18 protein-coding genes and 2 pseudogenes are annotated in these 16,800 nt (G+C 43.0%); 6 read left to right on the forward strand and 14 right to left on the reverse strand.

The window, feature by feature from the left end; translation table 11 throughout:
* Positions 1 to 23 precede the first annotated feature (23 nt).
* Positions 24 to 483 (forward strand): annotated as a pseudogene (locus M2277_RS31750) (PucR family transcriptional regulator ligand-binding domain-containing protein); the annotation flags it as partial.
* A gap of 222 nt (positions 484 to 705) precedes the next feature.
* Here M2277_RS31750 and M2277_RS16350 read toward each other — a convergent pair.
* The 3 genes from M2277_RS16350 to M2277_RS16360 all read right to left on the reverse strand — a co-directional run bounded on the left by M2277_RS16350 (position 706) and on the right by M2277_RS16360 (position 3,359).
* Positions 706 to 972, reverse strand: coding sequence for a recombinase family protein (locus tag M2277_RS16350; RefSeq protein ID WP_036640777.1), 267 nt, complete (start codon positions 970 to 972; stop codon positions 706 to 708).
* A gap of 304 nt (positions 973 to 1,276) precedes the next feature.
* Complete coding sequence (locus tag M2277_RS16355; RefSeq protein WP_036640779.1) at positions 1,277 to 2,806, reverse strand: DUF4179 domain-containing protein; 1,530 nt, start codon at positions 2,804 to 2,806, stop codon at positions 1,277 to 1,279.
* Entirely contained in the window at positions 2,778 to 3,359 is a 582-nt protein-coding gene (locus M2277_RS16360) for an RNA polymerase sigma factor (protein WP_036640780.1), read from the reverse strand. The genes M2277_RS16355 and M2277_RS16360 overlap by 29 nt, the downstream gene beginning before the upstream one ends.
* Positions 3,360 to 3,501: 142 nt before the next feature.
* Between M2277_RS16360 and M2277_RS16365 the strand changes: the two genes are divergently transcribed.
* Positions 3,502 to 4,332, forward strand: coding sequence for a hypothetical protein (locus M2277_RS16365; protein WP_036640781.1), 831 nt, complete (start codon positions 3,502 to 3,504; stop codon positions 4,330 to 4,332).
* Positions 4,333 to 4,694: 362 nt separating this feature from the next.
* On the opposite strand, the gene M2277_RS31655 is transcribed toward M2277_RS16365, so the two are convergent.
* From M2277_RS31655 to M2277_RS16395, 7 genes and pseudogenes are all read right to left on the reverse strand, one after another.
* On the reverse strand, positions 4,695 to 4,955 hold the full coding sequence (locus M2277_RS31655) for a DUF4241 domain-containing protein (RefSeq protein ID WP_348537783.1): 261 nt from the start codon (positions 4,953 to 4,955) through the stop codon (positions 4,695 to 4,697).
* A gap of 5 nt (positions 4,956 to 4,960) precedes the next feature.
* Complete coding sequence (locus M2277_RS31660) at positions 4,961 to 5,209, reverse strand: hypothetical protein (RefSeq protein ID WP_348537784.1); 249 nt, start codon at positions 5,207 to 5,209, stop codon at positions 4,961 to 4,963.
* A gap of 171 nt (positions 5,210 to 5,380) precedes the next feature.
* A complete protein-coding gene (gene mazF, locus M2277_RS16375) occupies positions 5,381 to 5,722 on the reverse strand; it encodes an endoribonuclease MazF (RefSeq protein ID WP_006208407.1) in 342 nt (113 codons plus the stop codon).
* Complete coding sequence (locus M2277_RS16380; protein WP_006208406.1) at positions 5,716 to 5,946, reverse strand: AbrB/MazE/SpoVT family DNA-binding domain-containing protein; 231 nt, start codon at positions 5,944 to 5,946, stop codon at positions 5,716 to 5,718. Before M2277_RS16380 ends, mazF begins: the two co-directional genes overlap by 7 nt.
* Before the next feature lie 235 nt (positions 5,947 to 6,181).
* Positions 6,182 to 6,934: a superoxide dismutase family protein gene (locus tag M2277_RS16385; protein WP_036640785.1), complete on the reverse strand. Its 753-nt coding sequence runs from the start codon at positions 6,932 to 6,934 to the stop codon at positions 6,182 to 6,184.
* A gap of 195 nt (positions 6,935 to 7,129) precedes the next feature.
* Positions 7,130 to 7,570 (reverse strand): YhfM domain-containing protein, encoded by a 441-nt coding sequence (locus M2277_RS16390; RefSeq protein ID WP_006208404.1) that lies wholly within the window; start codon positions 7,568 to 7,570, stop codon positions 7,130 to 7,132.
* A gap of 32 nt (positions 7,571 to 7,602) precedes the next feature.
* Positions 7,603 to 8,259 (reverse strand): annotated as a pseudogene (locus M2277_RS16395) (P-loop NTPase family protein).
* Between the two features lie 203 nt (positions 8,260 to 8,462).
* On the opposite strand from M2277_RS16395, the gene M2277_RS16400 reads away from it, so the two are divergent.
* The 3 genes from M2277_RS16400 (at position 8,463) to M2277_RS16410 (ending at position 11,701) form a co-directional block, all read left to right on the forward strand.
* Positions 8,463 to 8,687: a hypothetical protein gene (locus M2277_RS16400; protein ID WP_006208402.1), complete on the forward strand. Its 225-nt coding sequence runs from the start codon at positions 8,463 to 8,465 to the stop codon at positions 8,685 to 8,687.
* A 254-nt stretch (positions 8,688 to 8,941) separates the two neighbouring features.
* The gene (guaD, locus tag M2277_RS16405; RefSeq protein WP_280755188.1) at positions 8,942 to 10,306 is read left to right on the forward strand and encodes a guanine deaminase; all 1,365 of its coding nucleotides are present in this window, start codon (positions 8,942 to 8,944) and stop codon (positions 10,304 to 10,306) included.
* Between the two features lie 42 nt (positions 10,307 to 10,348).
* Positions 10,349 to 11,701 (forward strand): uracil-xanthine permease family protein, encoded by a 1,353-nt coding sequence (locus tag M2277_RS16410; RefSeq protein ID WP_280755189.1) that lies wholly within the window; start codon positions 10,349 to 10,351, stop codon positions 11,699 to 11,701.
* A 151-nt stretch (positions 11,702 to 11,852) separates the two neighbouring features.
* Here the strand turns inward: M2277_RS16410 and M2277_RS16415 are convergent, their stop codons facing one another.
* Positions 11,853 to 12,770, reverse strand: a complete 918-nt coding sequence (locus tag M2277_RS16415; RefSeq protein ID WP_280755199.1) for an EamA family transporter — start codon at positions 12,768 to 12,770, stop codon at positions 11,853 to 11,855.
* 432 nt (positions 12,771 to 13,202) lie between these two features.
* Positions 13,203 to 13,955, reverse strand: coding sequence for a superoxide dismutase family protein (locus M2277_RS16420; RefSeq protein WP_280755190.1), 753 nt, complete (start codon positions 13,953 to 13,955; stop codon positions 13,203 to 13,205).
* 600 nt (positions 13,956 to 14,555) lie between these two features.
* Between M2277_RS16420 and M2277_RS16425 the strand changes: the two genes are divergently transcribed.
* A complete protein-coding gene (locus M2277_RS16425) occupies positions 14,556 to 15,155 on the forward strand; it encodes a hypothetical protein (protein ID WP_280755191.1) in 600 nt (199 codons plus the stop codon).
* A 434-nt stretch (positions 15,156 to 15,589) separates the two neighbouring features.
* Here M2277_RS16425 and M2277_RS16430 read toward each other — a convergent pair whose 3' ends face one another.
* Together M2277_RS16430 and M2277_RS16435 are read right to left on the reverse strand one after the other, a co-directional pair.
* Complete coding sequence (locus M2277_RS16430; protein WP_152826830.1) at positions 15,590 to 16,153, reverse strand: SMI1/KNR4 family protein; 564 nt, start codon at positions 16,151 to 16,153, stop codon at positions 15,590 to 15,592.
* Positions 16,154 to 16,205: 52 nt separating this feature from the next.
* Positions 16,206 to 16,682: a hypothetical protein gene (locus M2277_RS16435; RefSeq protein ID WP_280755192.1), complete on the reverse strand. Its 477-nt coding sequence runs from the start codon at positions 16,680 to 16,682 to the stop codon at positions 16,206 to 16,208.
* Positions 16,683 to 16,800 lie beyond the last annotated feature (118 nt).

Genomic DNA, 16,800 nt, shown 5'->3' on the forward strand with positions numbered 1-16,800 from the left:
AAAAACAAAGGTGTGTGTTAAGAATGCTTACCATCAGGGACATCCTTCAGATCAAAGCGATCGAAGGCATTAAACTCGTTGCAGGTTCGGCAGGAATTGATCACCAAATATCCATTGTGAATATTATTGAAAATCCGGATGTATTCGATTGGCTGGCTTCGAATGAGCTGCTCTTATCCACCGGATATATTTTTAAAGATAGCGAGTAGCTGCAGAATCGGGTCATTCATGAATTGGCGAGAACAACTGCGCGGGCCTGTGCATCAAAATGAAACGTTATTTTGACCGTATTCCGCAAAACATGATTGATCTAGCGAACAAGTATATGGGCTTCCGCTGCTGGAGCTCCCTTTTGAATACACGCTGTCCAAGGTGATCGCGATCATTAATGAGAAGACCAATGCCGATTATGACACGCTGAATCGCAGATCGCTCGACCTGCATAATGCGCTGTTCAAAATTCCGCTGGAAGGGGGCGGTATATCCTAGCTGTCTTCTCGTCTTGATTGAGCTACCGTTTCCGGTTATAGCATAGCGAGACGAATTTTTATTTAGGGTTTTGCATTATTAACTACATTGCGTATTTCCTGGTGGTTCTTCCGAATATCTTGTCTCACGGGGAAGAATCCCATTACCTCGTACACAAGTACTTCTCTAGTTCATCTCCAACTTCTCCTTCTTAACCTAGTCGATACTTCGGACACCCTATACCCCACCAGCCAATTTCCCTTCAGTCGATACAAACTTGACTTCAACATTCCTTTTCCCATCCGTCAGGTTGGACGGGATTTCATATGACACATTCCTTCGGATCAGAAGACGCACGGCCTGATACTTTGGTCTCTCAAAATCCTTGCCGCTTAACTTATCCACAGATATGTACCGTTCCTCTACACCCAGCTCCCGAAATTTGACGAGCTGCCTTTCCGAATTTTTGTCCCTCGTAGATACTCGACCATATGCCAGTTTCAACAGTCCCACTCCCATCTTGTCGTTTCAAAAAGTGATTAAATATCTTGGAACATTCCTAAAGTCATTTTAATGGTTTTGAACGTAGAAACATAGGGATTCTAAAGTGTCCCAAAAATCATACTTTATGGCACTAATTGAAATTCACCCCACCTCAAAAGAAGAAGGCCAAACGGAGGATCCGTTCGCCTTCTTCTTTTGAAGTGGTAGGTAGGGTTTCTTTTGTTGCTGTTCGTTAAAGTCAATACCGCAATGCTTTGGTAACTGAATGAATACCGTCGTTACTAAATATCCGACTATCACTAAGTTATTTTTCATTTAAATCTATTTTCCAATCAACAGAAGTATATATTCTTTCCATTAATGTCCGGACTACCTTAAATTCTCCTTCAATATGCGGAAGTCCCTCTATAACAAATTCAGAATTATCACTAATCTCAGTCCCATTTCCTGAAGGAGATAAGCCACCTCTGAATTGAACTGGATATTTCTTTATGTCACCAATAGGCTGAATAAACCATTGATCATTTATAAAGTTACTGTTGCTAAAGCCATTAATTTTAATTATAGTTTGACTGTTTTTATCCCCTCCCTCAGTGGATATAGTGACATCATTTAAATGAATCTGATCTTCGTTGTTTTTTCCTTTGAACGTTATTCTGTTTTGTCTCAATTCATTTGTATTAAAAACAATCGAAGAACCATCTTCCTCCAATAGTGAAAGACCATCAAATACAAAAACAGCGTCATCTGGAATATTTATAAAGGAGTAAGACCAATGTGTGATTTTTTCATCTTGGGGGTCAGTATAATGATGTACTTCTAGCAATCCCTGCTTATGCCCACCCTTGGTACTTCCTACACTATGGATTTCATTTCCAGTATCATCTTCAAAGTGAAACATAAGACTTCCAACTTTTAATCTATGGGAGGTCGAAGTGGTTTCCATCTCTAGTCTCGTTGATGAAGGGGTTTGAATTAACCTATTCATCTGAACAGTAATATTTGTGTTAGGAACAATATAGGACTGATTAATTTCTTTTACAGTGGATATCTGATTAGCTTTATTTAAATCCAACGCAAAATTGAAATTCCAATCTCCCTGTATCGTTTTTTGATTACTGACCGTACCTCCAAGATGATTAATTTCACCAACTACCTTAATGCTTTCTGATTCAATAATGTTAGGAAATATCACAGATAACTGGTAGTAATCGTTGGTTTTGCCTACATTGCTAAACTCACCTAATATATTTCCTTTCTCATCTTGAACATATATGCGGTTTTCTTCACCTAATTTCAGCATACCTTCTGAACTTAAACCATTAGAATTAATAAGCTGAAGAGCCATTACCATACGTCCGCCGTCTGCACTAACTTCGTTTATTTTTAAGGTATAACCATGATCTACGACTAACACGCCAGGATCCAGAATAGTTCCATAATTTTTTGCATCTAACAATCCAATGTCAGTTGTGCCCCCTGATAAAAGTGATTTAAACGTGTCAGCAATAGTTGGCCCAGATATATAGAGGAATGACCCAATAATTAATATGACTGATGTGAACACAGCCAATAACCTTTGTTTTTTCCATCCCTTTTTTTGACGAATTGGATCCTTCGTTCTAACATGATTATAAATGGAATGCATAACGTTTTCATTTATTTGTTCTTTGGGGCTCTCCACACTAAATAAATAACGTAGATCACGATGCTCATTAAGAACTCGTTGATAAACTTGTGTGCAGTGAAGGCATGTTTCAATATGGAGTTTTTGGAGACTATTATCCTCTTCAAAAATTAAATTTTCAATCTCCGAAGTTTCTAAGCATTTCATTTAAATCATCTCCTTTTTCCTGAATTGTTGAACGAAGCTTCTTTTTAGCACTAAATAATTCATTTCTTACTTTCATTGAAGATATTTGCAATATGTCAGCAATCTCTTGATAACTGAGTTCACCCAGATAACGAAGTATCAGTATTTGTTTTTTTTTCATGGGCAAAACATTCAATAAATTCATTATGGATTTTTTTTGATCCTCATATATAAATTCACTTTCCGGTGTCCTGTAATCTGCTACGTTTTCATTCACGGCAAAAGGAAGTTTTAGCATCCACTTTTGTTTTCTTTGAAAATCCCTCATTAAATTGATAGCAATACTAAAAAGCCATGTTGAAAACTTTTTCGATAAATTATGTTGATCAAGTTTTGTGTATGCCTTGAAGAAAGTTTCTTGGGTAAGTTCCTGTGCATCACTATAATTCATGCCCATTTTAATAAAATAACTAAATATTCTGTTCTGATACTGATCGATTATAATTGAGAATTTATCTATTTCTCCGTTCATTATCTCTAAAATCAACTTTTTTTCATCTGTAAAATTGTCCATCCTAACCTCACCTCCAAACTTTTTTCTTTACTGTAAGACGTATATAAAGCCAAACATGTCTAAAAATAGTGAAAATATTATTGAAAATATTTTCCTATTATTGTAATATAAGCGTGTACAAAAAATATTGGGAGGGGAAATTGTGAACAAGTTAAAACAAATCATGCCCTTATTTCTTTTACTTAGTCTTTTTCTGAGTACTTCAATCTTTGCCACCTCAGCGAACACGGTTGAAAAAAGCAATGAAGCATTGGATGTTGCACACCTCTATTTTAAGGCTTTACTTAAAAATGATGTAAATGGAATGATTGAGTATTCTAATGATCTAAATTACATTGACAATAAGAGTAGAGAAAAAGGATATAATGAATTTGCAACAGACACTTTAGTTAGCTACGAAATTCTCAAAGTTGAAAACATTAATGATACGGAATATCAACTCCAAGTCCAACTTACATATACAGACGTAGATAATTACCCTCCTCTCCCATACACCGTTTCAAAAACTGAACAGGGGTGGAAGGTTATAATAAAGCCTTTAGAAGTTAATCTTGACCCAGGTTCATCAGATTATCTTAAAGTCAAAGCTGGAACACCAATTCATAAAATGATTCAGGAACCTGAAACAACTATCCAGCCATTTGCTGAATTAGTATATTATTCTTTTGACCTTTTTGGTCAACAACCTTTACTTGGACAAACAAATTTCAATATTTCTAGAGGCTCTGTAACTGTACATGGTTGGCAGAATGATAGAATTGGTACAGCGTCAGTTCGTTACGAAATTGTTAAACCTTTATCAGGAGGAAATGTTAACTGGTATGGACAAAAAACGGTAAATGGTAACTATCCACAAAATGGAACGTGGTACAGTGAAAGCATATCTCTTAGTGCTTCGCCAATAACGAATGCTCGTATAAGAATTACAAATATGAGTTATGATGTATTTGGAGCAGGTAATGTCTACGAGTAATTACAAAAAAGCGTGAGTTTCCTGGGACTGATCCTATAACGTGAGACAAATTAAAAACACCTTCAATAGAAAGCAACCATCTCGTAAGAAATGGGGACAACTTTGGAGGTGTTTTTGCGTTGGCAACAAGAGTCAGCTATCCAGTAGAAATGAAAGAGAAAGCGATTAAAATGAGGTTCGATAGCATCCCGGTGAATATGTATGTTATTGGTTAATAGGTAGGCTCATTCGGCTCAGTAGCCCCTTACGAAGCCATTTTACTCCTCCTCAGGTGGATACACGGACGACCAGCCAAACAGCCATAAAAGAATCCCCTTCCATGGCTGTTCACTCTTGCTTATTTTCGTTTCATTGGCACTCCGCTAACTCTTGATAAACACAATTTTTACGCCAACCACCTGTTCCAACTCATTCACGGCCTTATACACGCCGTATGCTCCATCGCCCATGCCGGTACGAGATACGACGCCCCCATCCAGGACGCCCGCTTCTTCCCCGCTCTCGGTAATGTCGCAGCAGGCATAATACCATTCCGTATCCGTGTCCGAGCTATCCGATACTGAATCCGCATCCGGAATTCGATACTTTTGAATATCAAAAATACCCGCCTGCCCGCTATCCACCCCAGCTATAAAAGGACACTTGATCCACTCCAGGAATGCCCCTGTTCAACTGCCGAATGATGGTAAGCCGTTAGCTTGGCGTTGGCTTCGCCCCAATCCGGGATCTCCACCTTCTCCACTTCGGAAGCCCACGTTCCATTCAATACGGGTTCCAACACACCCATGATGACCATGTGCTTGTCCAACTCATAACAAGGATCCGCGACAACCAATTGCCCCGAATTCACTTCAAAATGGCCCAGTTGAATGTTCAATGAAGATACCTCCAATAACAACGTATGATGGTTCTATTTTAGCATGTATGGTGCGGGGAGTTTAAATGGGGTTCCTAGATGTTTACTCAATGTATTTCTTGATTTCGATTGTAGAAAAACCGCTCCAATATAACCGAAACGAAGGAGCGGTTTGTATACAATAATTTTCAATTAATGAATCAATAAATCTACCTTAGACAAAACCTCATTCAAGGTCTCCTTAGGAACTCTGCAAATAAACTTGGCTTGGCGAGATTGCCAATCGAGACTCTTGATTTGATCAGAAAGAATAACCCCTTCTATCGGTAAATCCTGAGGAATAACAACCTCAAAGGGGTAGCCTTTAGCCTTGGAAGTAACCGGACAAAATAAGGCTAAACCGACCTTACCGTTATACGTTACAGGTGAGAGTACAAGAGCTGGCCGTTTCCCCGATTGCTCATGACCAGATTGAGGATTAAACTGAATCCATACCAAGTCGCCACGATCAGGAATGTATTGTTCTTTTACCATGACTCCCGTCCTTGCGGCTCACCCGTTTGAACCTCGGAATGGATATTATCAGGCGTTATTTTCGAAAGTAGATCTTCCAGTGTGTTGGTCCGTGGTTTGATGACGAGATGACCATCTTCAACGTCAAGATCGATTTCTGATCCCTCCTCAAGTCCTATCTCCATGGCCAGTGCCTTTGGGATGCGAATGCCTAAACTGTTTCCCCATTTTTGAACTTGCGACATGCTACCACCTCACACAAATGTTTATACAAAGTATAAACATTATTCGGAATGAAGTCAAATTATCGACCTTTAATAAATTATACAAGATCCTTTGATTACCTCCTGAAGGCAGGATTCGTTTTCTTCTTCTTCGTCCCGCTACACAATCACCACAAAAAACGCACCTCCCTATAGAGATGCGTTTTTCACTGGCTCTCATATGCTACAAACTACATGTTACCTGTTGCTTGCAGGGTTACTCCGGGATATTCCCCCCGGCCACCCGGTCGCCGGAATTTCCGGATGGATCGGTTACTTCGTCATCCTCGCCGGCATGAATGATCAGCGAGCGTCCCAAAACGGAGTTCGGCTGGTTCTTTCCAAGAGTTCCATGCTGGATGATCATCTCCGCTTCCACGGTACCGTCTGCACCTACGACCAGATTCGGCATATCGCCAACATGGCTTCCTTGTGGATGCTTGAGGCCATGATGCTTGTCGGTCGGATTAAAATGCCCACCAGCAGATTTGAAATCTCTATCTTTGATCGTGTTCTCATGTACATGGAACCCATGTTTTCCTGGTGTGAGGCCAGATGCGGTAATCTTCACCTTTACCCCGTCATTGATCTGCTCCAAGGTAGCGGAGCCAACAGACTCTCCTGCCGCATTGTACAGCTTGACTACAAGATGCCCCAGAGTTTCCTCCCTGAAAGCCTGGTCCCAGAACACCGGTTGGTTAACCGGATCCGAAACCATGCGAGCGGGTACATCGCTGCTGCCGGTAGGAAACTTAGAATCCGAAGCCGCCGTTCCTTGTTTCGCAAACGGGCCGTCAGCGGTGAAGTTGTCCTTGCCGTTAACATAGTGGCTTATTTTAGACATCGAATGTTTCATCGCATCTAAGGTTCCTTCGGGATTCGCAGCAGCGAACAAAATTCCTGTAAACAGCAGGGCTCCGGCCACAAATGCGCCAGCCATATATTTTAACTTGTTGGTCTTCTTTTTCACTTCATCGCCTCCTGAATAATGTTATTCATTCATCTCCCAATCCCCTGATTTTATACGTCTAAGTCGTTATTTTATGGGATGAGGCGTTCGGTAATAGTCATTAATTCCAAAGATATTTACAATCAATAAATAAACTCATACTTTCTATAATATCCAGCTACTGAACAGAAAAAGAGAGGGGCTCCGATAACGGCTTTAACGCCCCTCTGGCAAAATGAGTTCTCTCATCCGATCCGTATGTTTGGCCGAAACCACATATACATCTTCTCCCCAATCCTTGAAACCGTAGCTGAACACACTTTCATGACCCTCTTCTCCCAACCACAGCTTGATGGCATGAATCGGAGATTGCTGGGCATAGATGACCATCACGTCGTAATCCGGGTCCGTTCGTTTGGCATCATCCGGCTGCTTGCGAGCGGCAAGGATCGCTTCCTCAAATGCGATTACAGCCTTCTCATCCTTGAAAGACAGCAGTGTATCCCCATTCATCTCGTCCCATGTCTCGAACGCTGAAATCCGGATTTCGGCAACCTGTTCGTCTAGAAGCTGCATCGTCTCCCAACCGGGTTCCTTATCGCAACCTACCAATAGAGCCGTTATGTAGAGCATCATGATCATTAATAAGCGCTTCATTAAACCGTCCTTCCTTATCTACGAAAATAACATTATTGGATGACCCCATGCAGCTTCAGCTTGTCCATCAGCATGGTTCTGTACGTCTCTTGATCATAAAGGGAGTTGTTGATTCGCTCCTTGTTCAGTCCGAGACTGTCCAAGATCCGGTGCTCCAGCTTGCGCCGGGCTTCCAATACTTCCAGCGTCCCTTCAACGCCCTCCAGCGCATCGTGCTTCACCATGCCGACGGTCACCGGATTCTGGATGAAGCAGCACTCAAAAATCATGACAACAGGTTCATGCAACGCCTGCTCTGCAAATGCCTCCCACCGCTCGGTGATGAGTCTCCTATTGAGATCCAGCAGGAGCTCGTAAACATCCTGCTTGGACAAGGAATGATATTTAGGTCATCCGGAAAAGAGGTACCGTATTCGTTCTTCAGCTTCTGGTAGGGCAGGAGATACCAGCTGCCTTTTTTGGCGGCCCGCTCGATCAATATTAAAGGCGCCTGCGGCTTGCGGCAACTGCCCAAATTCTTCTTCAGTCACACACGCCGTTCCCTCATAATCCGCCGGATGGTCAACATCCCCTTCCAACACAAGCCGGGCCTCGATGTTTCTTTCGGTTAAAATATCATAAATCATACGGGACGTCGTCGATTTGCCGAATCCCGGCAGACCTCCGACCATGATCAATTTTGTCTTCATTACAAATCCTCTTCAAATCTCAAAAATAATGGCAGCTTCAAGTTATTCTGTGTGGGCCAGTTGATATCCTCTTGTTTATACAAAAAGACTCCGGACGTATTGCGTCCGCAGACTTCTTTCATGAAGATCCACTCATCTCAATGGTTATCGGGCCGTAGATCACTCATTTAAATGCATATACAACAATTGTTAAAGCGCATACGGTGGAGACAGATATTGAGCAGGACGGAACCAATGAGATTGTTGCTACAGTTGGTACTGCTGCCCAAACATCAATTTACAAAATTAAGAATGCTCATATCGTAGCAACAAATCTAAACGAAACGCTGGAGGCACAGGAAGTGACATATGATAAAGAATCCAATACTTTTGTAAGCGGTGTGAAGATTTGGAGAGTCAAAGGTGAGGAATTAGTGAGTTCAAAATAATTCGAGCCTTGGCTCTTTTTTTGACTAAAACATATTATCAATTACTTAAGTTTCATTAAACGTTGGATAAAGGAGAATCCTGAACTCCATACTCATCATAGCCCCTATTTCTCTCCAAGGACAACCCTTCATACTTAGTGATCACCCTACCAGACAAGTGCTCATATCTATTCGCCTTTATACTATAGACATCTCTTTTTTAACGGACTATAATGACAAAAGCGCTCGAAAAAACGAACATTAAGGCGGTAAACATGAGTAAATATATGCAATTGTTTCAAGGGACTTCTTTTTCAAGCAAATCTCCCACCGAAATTCAAGTGTTAATAGACTGTCTATATTGCATCAATGCGGACGGAATGATTGAGCGAGTCGTGGCACCGGAAGACACCGAATATCAATCCTTGCTGGATTCGTATCAGGGCAGCGACAGCTTTCATCGATTAGAGGAGGGACAGTATTTCCTGCCAGGTTTTGTTGACTTGCATGTTCATGCCCCGCAGTGGGCTCAATCTGGAACCGCTTTGGACATTCCGCTTTATGACTGGCTCAACACCTATACCTTCCCGCTGGAATCGAAATTCTCCGATCTCGAGTTTGCGCAAAAGGTCTACGAGGATTTGGTAAGCACCCTGCTAGCCAACGGAACCACGACGGCGCTTTATTTTGCCACGGTGCATAAGGAAGCCAGCCTGCTGTTAGCCGAAATCTGTGCGGGCAAAGGCCAGCGCGGACTTGTTGGGAAGGTCGTCATGGACGATCCCGAGCAAAATCCGGATTACTACCGCGATGCAGACACATCCACAGCATTGGTGGATACGGAAGCATTTATTATCGCTGTCAAGGAACTCGCCAAGACCACGAAACAAGGCGTGTATCCCGTCGTCACTCCACGCTTCATTCCAAGCTGTACCGATGCGGGGCTGAAGGGTTTGGGCGAGCTGGCAGCCAAATACGATACGTATGTGCAGTCCCACTGCAGCGAAAGCGATTGGGCACACGGTCATGTGAAGGATCGATTCCAGAAAAACGATGCGTTTGCCTTGCATGATTTTGGCCTGCTGCGTGATAAATCGGTCATGGCTCATTGTAATTTTCTCGATGATCAGGATGCCGAATTATTCGCTGACACCGGAACCGCTATCGCGCATTGCCCGATATCCAACGCCTATTTCGCCAATAGCGTCATCCCGGTTGCTCGCTTCCATGCCCACAATGTTGAGATTGGTTTGGGCTCTGATCTATCCGGCGGCTTCTCGCCCAGTCTCTTCGATAATATAAGACAAGCCGTGATGTCTTCGAGGATGCTGGAGGATGGCGTGAACACCTCCCTTCCGGCTGCCGAGCGCGGCGTACCCAAGTCGCGGATCACGGTCCATGAGGCATTCTATCTGGCTACGGCCGGAGGCGGTGAAAGCCTAAGCTTGCCGATTGGCCGTATTCAGGAAAACTACGTATGGGATGTGCAGGTGATCGATACGAGACTGCCGTCCGCGAAGCTGCCGATTTTTGATGAGTTGGAGGACGTACAAGATATTTTTCAGAAGATTATGTATCTCGCACGGCCTGAACATATTCGCGAGGTCTGGGTACAAGGAGAAAAGGTTCATTCACGCTAAGATATATCGCAATTAATCCAAACATTCGAGGTGTCCATCGGAGTGAAAACACAAGCAGACAAACAAGATAACACGCAAACGAACTCACAGCATTTAACGGTTCCACCTGACGGTAAAATATCTGTCGGGAAATCCGCCATTCTCGGTTTACAGCATGTCGTCGCGATGGACGTTTATGTTGTTCCTTTCCTAATTGCCATGTTAATCGGCTTATCGCCCAATCAATCCAGTGCATTAATTCAATCCACGTTTATTGCAGCCGGGCTTGCCACGATTGTGCAAACGTATTTCTGCATGAAGCTGCCGATGGCGCAAGGTCCATCCTATGTTCCTCTTGGTGCAATTGTTGCGATTTATGCCGCCAGCGGAGGCGGGGAGCTCGGTTGGAGCTCCGTGCTGGGTGCCAGCCTGGTGGGTGCAATCCTCGTGGTGATTTTGGGGTATACGGGAGTTTTCAATAAAATCGTGAAATCCTTCATCCCGCCCATTGTCGGGGGCACCATCATCTTCATTGTAGGTCTGTCTTTATTGCCGGTTGCCATCCGGGACAATATTTACGGCGCCACGGACGCAACCATTAATCAAAACGTGCTGCTGGCCCTGATCTCAGCGGCTGCACTCATCCTGTTTGTCATCCTGGGATCCCTGTTCCGAACGCGAGGCGCGATATTCCGGGTTACGTCCGTCATGATCGCGTTAATTATCGGCTGTATCTCGGCCAACTTGATGGGTGTGCTGGATTTCAGCGCTGTCGCCAGCGCCAGCTGGTTCAGCATGCCGCAGATACCATTTAAGGATTTTGGCTTTTCGTTCGACTTGTCGGCGATTATCACCATGGTCATCATCTATCTCGTCCTGCTGGCGGAGACGACAGGTACATGGTTTGCCATCAGCAACGTCATTGATAAACCGTTAACGGATAAAAATATTAATCGGGGCGTCATCGGCGAAGGAATCAGCTGCCTGATTGCTTCAGGACTCGGCTCCACGCCGGTCACCGGTTACTCTACCAATGCAGGCATTATCTCCATCACGGGCGTGGCAAGCCGCCGAGTCTTTCTTGCGGTAGGCGGATGGTTTATCCTCTTCGGTTGTTCAGGCAAACTGGCCGCTTTGATCTCCTCAATTCCAACCGCCGTCATCGGAGGCGTATTCGCCATCGTCTGCGGGATCATCTCGATTAACGGGATCCAGGTTATGAAGAACGAGAAAATCGGTGAAAAAGAAATGTACATTATCGCCATACCGATGATTTTGACGTTAGCGTTAGTACTCATTCCTAAAGACTTCTTATATACATTGCCTACATTCGTGCAGTATTTGTTCGGTTCACCCATACTAGCGGCTGCTCTTGCAGCGATTGTATTGAATAAATTGCTGCCTAGCGCGAAGTAAAATGGTAAGGCCATCGTAATCACACATGCTAAACACGACTGCCCCCAAAGGAACTACGTCAGCGTAGGCTTTAGGGGCAGTCTTTTACATATGAGCCTTGCGGTTGAGCGGGAATTACCGTCCCATGCAAAGCTACGATTCAGTTCGCAGTTTATAACTCTTCTACCTTGGGAAGTAGGGGGGTTGTGGATTTTTTCCGTATCCATATCGGCAGAAGCTGCGGCGTAGCAATGCCAAGCAGAACAACGATGATCCCAACCCATCGAAGCAGCGACACCTCTTCATTCAAAATTAACACCGAAGCCACCACGGCTGCCGGAAGTTCCGCCGCACCCAGTATCGCGCCCAGACCTGAGCCCAGCTTCGGGACACCAATGGAAAAGAAAAGGACCGGAATCACGATGCCCAGCAGCCCTAAAGGAAGACCAAACTTCCAAAGTCCGTCTGGAATCGCACCATCATAAATGAAGGAAGGCGAGAAAGCCATCAAAATAATGATCAGGGCACTAGTGGTCATATACAAGCTTTTATTCACCGCAGGCACTTGTGTAGCCACCCTCCCGCTTACGAATATATAGAAGGCAAACGACACGGCCGACATTAAGCCGAAAATAACACCTTTGGCCGTAATCCCACCAACACTTGGTTCAAGAATCCCCCCTGCTAAGATCGTACCGATAAGAAGGATGAGCATCGAAATGCATTTCTCGCGACTCGGGAACTTTCTATCAACGATAGCCTCCAGAATGACCCCAATCCAAGTAAATTGAAATAAAAGAACGATCGCAATCGAAGCAGGCAATTCCTCCACAGCAAATCCGTAGAATATGCCCGTCAAACTGATCGTGATGCCAGCAACTAATAACGAGAGGCCCAGCTTCATCCCCAGCTTTTTTCGCGAAAATAACAAGACCAACAGGAGCAGCATGACCCATCCAAAAAAGTACTGTGATCCTACCAGCTGCTGCATGCTGAATCCATCTTTCATTCCAAGCTTGATGATGGTAGAGAGCGATCCATAACTGCATGCCCCTAAAAAAACAAGTAAAGCATATTTCAGTAACCTCATATTCATGGTAAACCTCTTCCCTTTCTGGTCCATAACAACATAAAGCCCCTTGTCATTTCACTGACAAGGGGCGAATGAAACCAAAGAATATTTCTTTGACAAAGTTCCGCCACTCCATCCACAGGATAGAGTTTGGTTTATTCAATTCAGCAAGCCATTCATTTACAACAAGAGATATAATATGATAGATCACATACGATGTCAACTGGAAAATCGAACAGGCCCTTCATTAGAATAACCGCTGCACAATAACGGGTGCCCATGCCCCGCCAGGCCGCCGGTTCTAAGATGGTTCCTTCCATAAAAATGCTCATCCCGTCATTTTATTAGATATGGATGCACCATCATTAGAAAAAAACGCATCTCCCTGTGGAGATGCGTTTATTGATGGCATGCCTATGCTGCAAAAGCCATCCCCGAGCAGCTTACCAACTATTCGGGAATATTCCCGCCGGCCACACGGTCGCCGGAATTCCCTGATGGATCGGTTACGCCATCATCTTCACCGGCATGGATGATGAGCGAGCGGCCCAGCACCGAGTTCGGCTGACCCTTTTCAAGGGTTCCATGCTGAATGATCATCTCCGCTTCCACGGTTCCGTCAGGGCCTACGACCAGATTCGGCATATCGCCAACATGGCTTCCTTGCGGATGCGCAAGGCCGTGGTGCTTATCTGTCGGGTTAAAGTGACCGCCGGCAGATTTGAAATCCCCACCCTGAATCGCATTCTCATGCACATGGAATCCGTGTTTGCCTGGCGTGAGACCGGATGCGGTCATCTTCACCCTCACCCCGTCATTGACCTGCTCCAGGGTAGCGGAACCAACCGACTCGCCCGCCGCATTGTACAGCTTGACCACAGGCAGCCCCAAAGAGATCGTCCGGGACGCCTGCTCCCAGTACACCAGCTGTCCAACCAGATCGGAAACCATTCGCACAGGCACATAGGTCGTGCCGTTCTGAACAATAGAATCCGGGGCTGCCGTCCCTTGGTTCATAAATTGACCGGCAGGTGTCGAGTGGTCCTTGCCGTTAACGTAGTAGCTTATTTTCGACGTTGTGCGTTTAATTGCATCCAAGGTTCCTTCGGGATTCGCAGCCGCCAACGAAAATCCTGAAAACAGCATGGCTCCGGCAAGAAATGCTCCGGCCATATGCTTCAACTTGTAGGTCTTCTTGTTCACTTCATCGCCTCCTGATGATGGTATTCATTCATCTCCCAATACCCTGCTTTTATACGTCTCAACCGTTGTTTAGGGGATTTGGGGCTTTCGGCGTTGGTCATTGATTCCGAAGACACGTACAAGATAAACCATAAACTTAGCACCCGATTGTAATCTGAGCCTGCCGGAACATATAGGAAGAGCCGCTAACAGCTTTAACGTCCCTCTGGTAAAATGAGCTCTCTCATCCGATCGGTAAGTTTGGCCGATGTCACATATACAGCTTCCTCCCCATCACTCGGACCGTAGCTAAACTCACTTTCCTGGCCCTCTTTCCCTAGACATAGCGAATGGCATACGCCAGCGTCTGAATCAAAAACAGGATGCTTGGTAACTTTTTTCTATAAGTCGAAAGTATTCAGTAATATTTCTTTCTTTTTAAAAAAACGTAGCTTTTTATAATTGCATTCTTTAACTATATATACAAATTATGTAGTATTATATTGTGATGAAAAAAACAAAAAATTGTGTAATGACTCTAATGCATTAACTAGTATTGCACCTAATACAGAGGATAAAACACAGTTAAAAAATAAATGGGGTAACTAAGGAGGATCAGATATGAAAACACAGATAGGAAGTAAAATGAAATATACAGTATCGGCTATTGTATTAATACTTGCTTGTTTTTTTATATTTTTCTTAATTAAATTAAATAACCAGGAATTAAAAGTTATTAATTTTCCAGCCTCATATATTAGTTATGATTCTGAAAGTGATCTCAGTAAAAGTGCCGATATTATTGTGCTTGGAACACCTGCTGAAGAATTTCAATCAAGAAAGCACCAGGAGGTAAGACATGAAGATGGGTCTTTAGCCGATTTCTATACTCTAACTGATTTTAAAATTGAAAAGTTTCTAAAAAAACCAGAAATCGTTCACCCTAATACTATTAACGATGATACTATCACATTCACTGAACCAATCAGCATTATAGATAATAACGGTGAAAGAGCAATAATCTCCTTAGATGGATATCAAGAACTTGAGTACGGAGAAAATTATATTGTCTTTTTAAAGGATAATGGAATGGGAAATTATAGTGTGATTAATATGAATGAGGGGAAATTCAATCTTCAAAAAGATGAAATTTCTCAATTAGTTCGCATGGGGATAAAGAAGCTTCTGACAGACATTCGCAAATTCGCAGAGAAGTTCTAAAAAGATACATTAATAATTAAATTTCAAGCCGTTGTTCATATTATATTTATCTCAGGCCCGTCAAGTAGACAGTGCAGAAAATTAAAATTAATTAAGCGGCCTTTCCCTGATTTCCATTGGACTAAGGCTGTTTAATTTTTCTTTTGGCTTAAGTGCCGTATACCATTAGTTCGTTCCGGAGAAGCTTCATTAACGATCTCTCTTATTTTCATATGACGAGTAGTTTTTGAGCATCATATCTAGTCGTTTAATTACTTCTTTGAAGTATAAATTTTGGATACGTATGTTCCTATCAATGCCTATTAAGTAAGCAATAATAATAACTGCAAGTATTATAATTAAAATGTCCATAATTTCTCCAATTCTCCGTCATTTAGTAAATCATAAATCGACAATCTTTTTTCTCACAAAAAATATAAATGAACTCCCCGCACTTAATCACTTAATATTTCCAATCTATCATCCAACGTCGAATAAAACGTATTGAATACCGGAACAGCTTGTTCATCCTCGTTGTCATGATCCCAAAAGATCGTCAACCAATCTTCGAAGCTGGATAATGTCTTCACAATGGCTTTTGAGCTTTGACTAATAAACCCTAATCTGTATTCGTTATTAGGGGTTCCATCCTCACATATGAATACCCAGTGATCATTGGAGTTAGCAACGGCATCAAACATAGTAAGAGAAATAAGACGATGGGAGGCAATAAATTCATCTGTCTCTCGAATGTGTACTTTATCGGGAAGATCCGGAAGAATCACTTTACTCTTACTTACTGTTCCACAAGGGGATTTCTCGCTAACCCCGCCGATAGGTTCACAATCCAGTAAAAATATCCCATTAGAGAATTCGCTTACAAAAGTACAGAACGATTGTGGCAGCTTCATCCCTAATCTATCCTCGAATTCGCTAATATCCTGATGATCTGCAACCTCATATCTATCCACATCAGGATACCTTTTTTGAAAGCGATTCGCAAACTCTCTAACGTCCATTGCAATCACCCCTCTTATATTTAATTACTCGAGAAGTAGATAATAACTAGCTTTATTTTTCAAAAACAGAGTGATATGTTTTATAGTGCAATTCCAGCTGGCTGGCGATTTGAAGAAGGAGCGCGTCCGCTCTCTTGATCAGGTTCATTAAATATGTAGGTTGTATTTTGCTGATGAGGGAGCTCTCATGTGATAAATAGGATATGGTCTGTATAAATATCAACGATTCTACGTTTAGCCCTGAATGCTTAGAAAACATCCGCAGTATGTCGTCTAACACAATATTGGATGTTGGTCGCCTTCTCTCCTTCTTTATATATAATGCATTGAGCATGGATTCTAGTGCCCTGTTGCATAACAATAAACTGACATGAAGCAAGTTTTTGTCCAGGAAGTGCAGGGATAGGTTCATATATTCTTGAGAGGAAATAGTACAAAGAATCATCGTATCGTGGTAAGAGTAATCGGCTTCCTTCTGGAATGGTGGATTCACATTTGGGTCGGTCTCACTTGCTACCATCGATTTCATGAATTCCTTCGCTCCCTTTTAACTGAGCATTTTGCATAATTCGAAAATTGACGTAAAGACAACAGGATCCAATAAGGATCAAGCTTATATGGTGGCTCCATTCTAAAAATGGACAGAC

It is taken from the genome of Paenibacillus sp. LBL (assembly GCF_029893715.1).
Classification (GTDB): Bacteria; Bacillota; Bacilli; order Paenibacillales; family Paenibacillaceae; genus Paenibacillus_AQ; species Paenibacillus_AQ glucanolyticus.

Excerpts from the sequence above, each read along its gene's own strand:
- M2277_RS16355 (WP_036640779.1), bottom strand. The coding sequence starts at position 2,806 with ATGAAATGCTTAGAAACTTCGGAGATTGAAAATTTAATTTTTGAAGAG.
- M2277_RS16360 (WP_036640780.1), bottom strand. The coding sequence starts at position 3,359 with ATGGACAATTTTACAGATGAAAAAAAGTTGATTTTAGAGATAATGAAC.
- mazF (WP_006208407.1), bottom strand. The coding sequence starts at position 5,722 with ATGGTAAAAGAACAATACATTCCTGATCGTGGCGACTTGGTATGGATT.
- M2277_RS16380 (WP_006208406.1), bottom strand. The coding sequence starts at position 5,946 with ATGTCGCAAGTTCAAAAATGGGGAAACAGTTTAGGCATTCGCATCCCA.
- M2277_RS16390 (WP_006208404.1), bottom strand. The coding sequence starts at position 7,570 with ATGAAGCGCTTATTAATGATCATGATGCTCTACATAACGGCTCTATTG.
- guaD (WP_280755188.1), top strand. The coding sequence starts at position 8,942 with ATGAGTAAATATATGCAATTGTTTCAAGGGACTTCTTTTTCAAGCAAA.
- M2277_RS16415 (WP_280755199.1), bottom strand. The coding sequence starts at position 12,770 with ATGAGGTTACTGAAATATGCTTTACTTGTTTTTTTAGGGGCATGCAGT.
- M2277_RS16425 (WP_280755191.1), top strand. The coding sequence starts at position 14,556 with ATGAAAACACAGATAGGAAGTAAAATGAAATATACAGTATCGGCTATT.
- M2277_RS16430 (WP_152826830.1), bottom strand. The coding sequence starts at position 16,153 with ATGGACGTTAGAGAGTTTGCGAATCGCTTTCAAAAAAGGTATCCTGAT.
- M2277_RS16435 (WP_280755192.1), bottom strand. The coding sequence starts at position 16,682 with ATGAAATCGATGGTAGCAAGTGAGACCGACCCAAATGTGAATCCACCA.